Here is a 3,418-nt window from a genome sequence, read left to right as displayed (position 1 = left end):
ATTCCGACTTGAATGGCGCATTGAATATCTTGAAGAAGGCCACCGGTATAGTGATCTCAGCAATAAAGAAGCCTCTCTCCTTTATCGTGGATCATAATCGAGTAGCGCCCTTAATGGGGCGTAACCCTCTAGACCTCGGGGAGCCCTCGCCCTCAAGGCGGGGAGGAGGTCAGGCATATCCTTGTGATTCCCAAATGGTAAGGACGAATATAAATTAATGCTTGCTTCTCCGAATTGTTTTTGTGCCCTTATACATGAAGCAAGTGCTTGCCGTTCGTTTTATCATTTTGTGCCTCCATTCTAAACCAGGGCTAGGTCCCTGAAGTCGTATGGCAGTGTCTTCCCCTTTGCCTTTATTTCATCGTACCTCTTCACCAGGAATGCTTCTAGGATGGGGCATCCCTCATACTTGCCGTCCCGTGGGCACTTGTCTCCCTCCCCCTCCATTATGAAGCAATCCCCTGAGTGGAGGTCGAAGTAGGGGCACTTCTTATAGTATATCTTTATTGATTTCACTATCCTATCGGCCCACTTCCTCTTTGGGTCCTTTATATCCTTCTTTAGCTCGAACTCGTTGAAATCATCCTCATCCGACATCTTTTTCCCTCTGTTTATGCTGATAGAAAAGGTTAATAGAGTTTTCCCTTATTGCAAAACGGTATGGATGATTTAACCGAGAAAATGCCTAAGTTATCGGGCTTGCTTAGGCGGGAAAGCATCCCAGTGGAGAAACTAGTCGCTAACTCAATTAGGTCGAAGGGGGTGAGCAACATATTGGCCGGCCTTGAGCTCTCCCTAAAGGGCTTAAGCGATGTTGCGCTGGATATATTGAGCGGATTAGCCGTGGGCCGGCACGTGATGGTGATGGGGCCCGTGGGGGTCGGCAAAACAACTTTAGCGGAGGAAATTGCTTCCCTCCTCTCAATATCGGATCCCCCATACATGGAGGTTGCTTGCCATAGCCACATGACGGCCGCGGAATTAACGGGCGATATAGATATAGCGGTGGCGCTCCAGGCAGGCTTGGATCACCCCCTCGCATTCATCCCAGGCCCGCTTGTCATGGCTCATGGCGGGATACTTGTGCTGGATGAAATAAACAGGCTGAATCCCTATAGTCAAGCAGCCCTGCTTCAAGCATTACAGGAGCACTTCGTGTTCATAAGGGGGTTCCGAATACGGAGTGATTTCCTGGTAATAGCGACCTCTAATCCCTCGGAGTACTCGGGCGTTTATGAGTTGAGCGAGGCGTTGGCTGATAGGATGAAGGTGGTTAACATAAATTACCCGGATAAGGACGTGCTGCGGGCAATACTTAATTGGAAGGCAAACCTAATGCTTGAGCATTTAGGCGTTAAGGTTCCTGACTTCGCCGTGGAGGTAGTGTCTAACTTAGTGATGCAAGTGGTTCAGGATGGCCTAGTGGACATCGGACCAAGCGTTCGTTCCTCCATATATGCGATATCCAGCGCAATGTCGCGCGCCTGGATAGAGGGCCGCGACGTCAGTCTAGTCGATTTAAAGAAGGAAGTAGTTAGCAATGTGGCTCACGTCATGAGGGGCAACTTCTCTAATGATGAGGAGAAGATAGATTACCTACTTAAGAAGTTCGACGATGCGGCGACCCTGAGCAGGAGGAAGCGTTAGCGTTTAAAGCAGGTGCTGGGAAATGCGTTACTCAGTGTATATTGATTACGTTTCCCGAGTGCTGGATAAGGTTTATGAGTACCTGAACGCCGATGCCCGGGTAATTAGGCCGGGCTCCGTGAGGGGATTCCAGTCCGCTGTTGATGATATAGTAATGAGAATGATGTTGTCAAGCAATTATGATGTAAAGGAATTAATGAAGCGAATAGGGATTGAGAACCTGATTACTTCGGTGGAGACATCTAATCCAGATGATAAGGTTCAAGTATTGGAGGATGCATTTGATTACGCATTTAATTCCGTGGATTCATCCATGAAACCAGATGAGAATAGCGTTGAGGCTCCCGCTCCTCCCGGCAATTCGGGAATGGGCGGCAAGAGCGATAAGGATCGCTCCGATAAATCCCAGGATCAAGGCGACCAGGATAAAGCATCGGCACCCAGTTCCCCGGTTATGGTTGATGGGGCGAGCACCATGGTGACGGCCATATATGAGGCCCTTTATGGCAGTGTTGGAACCGCGAATTTCCTTAACCTGGCCCAGCTCCTTAATATGTTTGTGGATCCCATGGCTAACATAACTGAGAAATTGAAGGCAATGGAGAAGTTATTCCCATACCTAAGCACCTATGGTCTCCTGTCTCCCCAGGATAAGGGTAAAAAGGTTGCATTGGATACCTTAAGATCCAGGAGCCGCGGCGCCTCGTCGCCTGCAGGAACCGTGAAGGTGGTGAGGTTCACCGAGACCACCATATACCCCACCTATGTCGTGAGCATGAGGGGTTATAGGTTGGGGGATGGTTTCTCAAGCATAGATTTCGATAAGACGGCCCTAAACGTCTCGCGGAAGATGTTGATGGGGAAACCCGTGACTCAGAGGGATATAGTTGTGAAGGAGTACGCCGACATAAAGATGCTGGATATAGTCTTGTGCCTAGACGTGTCGGGCAGCATGCGTGAATTGAGTGATGGGGTTATGAAGATAGATATAGCTAGGGACGCCATATCTAGGTACATCAATTTCCTGTCCAGAACAAGCGATAGATTGGCGTTAATATTATTCAATTTCCGGGCCGACGTATTATGGAANCTCCACCCAGTATCCAGGTATAAGCGGGAAATGCTGGAGATAACTANGTACATATATGCAGGTGGCGGCACCAATATATCGAATGCGTTGGAGAAATCCATGGATGTGGTGACCGGGACAAGCGGCGCAACGAGGCACCTAATATGCGTCACCGATGGTCGCACAATTAACGCAGTTAAGGCAATTAAGGATGCAGTTAAGTTGCGGAGAATGGGAACCACCATATCCACAATAGCCATAGGCAGCAATAGCGATGATGACTTGCTTATGAAGATATCGAAGCTCGGGAATGGCCTATTCATAAAGATAGGCAGCATGAGAGACCTCGATAGGGCTTTACTAATGGATAAAATGATGATAAAGTGAGCTACCCCGCCCTTAAGGGGCTTCCCGCTTCCCCGCCTTGTGGGGTCCCGAGGTTTGGGGGACGCCCCTTTTACGGGCGCCGCTCATCCCCCTGGCCTTGTGGGGTCGGCCCCTCACTCCCCGTTCCCACTGATTGAAGGGAGCTAATTACCCCACCAACACCAGGGCTTAGGCTTTACCCCACCCTAAAGGGCGAGTTTGCCGTTTCACTTTATGAGAACGCAAATGATAAAAGTAATATTGGTTCCTCGTTTTAGCGATAATGATATATAGGGACTCCCCGCTTATTACCTCGTGAAGTTGCCCTTATTCGTT

Annotated in this window: 3 protein-coding genes; 2 read left to right on the top strand and 1 reads right to left on the bottom strand. The window is 49.1% G+C overall.

The window, feature by feature from the left end; all coding sequences use genetic code 11:
- Positions 1 to 300 precede the first annotated feature (300 nt).
- A complete protein-coding gene (locus AT710_09405) occupies positions 301 to 597 on the bottom strand; it encodes a hypothetical protein (protein KUO90176.1) in 297 nt (98 codons plus the stop codon).
- Positions 598 to 660: 63 nt separating this feature from the next.
- Between AT710_09405 and AT710_09400 the strand changes: the two genes are divergently transcribed.
- Positions 661 to 1,647, top strand: coding sequence for an ATPase (locus AT710_09400; GenBank protein ID KUO90175.1), 987 nt, complete (start codon positions 661 to 663; stop codon positions 1,645 to 1,647).
- A gap of 22 nt (positions 1,648 to 1,669) precedes the next feature.
- Positions 1,670 to 3,103, top strand: coding sequence for a hypothetical protein (locus AT710_09395; GenBank protein ID KUO90174.1), 1,434 nt, complete (start codon positions 1,670 to 1,672; stop codon positions 3,101 to 3,103).
- Positions 3,104 to 3,418 lie beyond the last annotated feature (315 nt).

Origin of the sequence: Thermocladium sp. ECH_B (genome assembly GCA_001516585.1) — an archaeon.
In the GTDB taxonomy this organism is placed as follows: domain Archaea; phylum Thermoproteota; class Thermoprotei; order Thermoproteales; family Thermocladiaceae; genus Thermocladium.
This window is presented reverse-complemented; position numbering and strand designations above follow the sequence as displayed.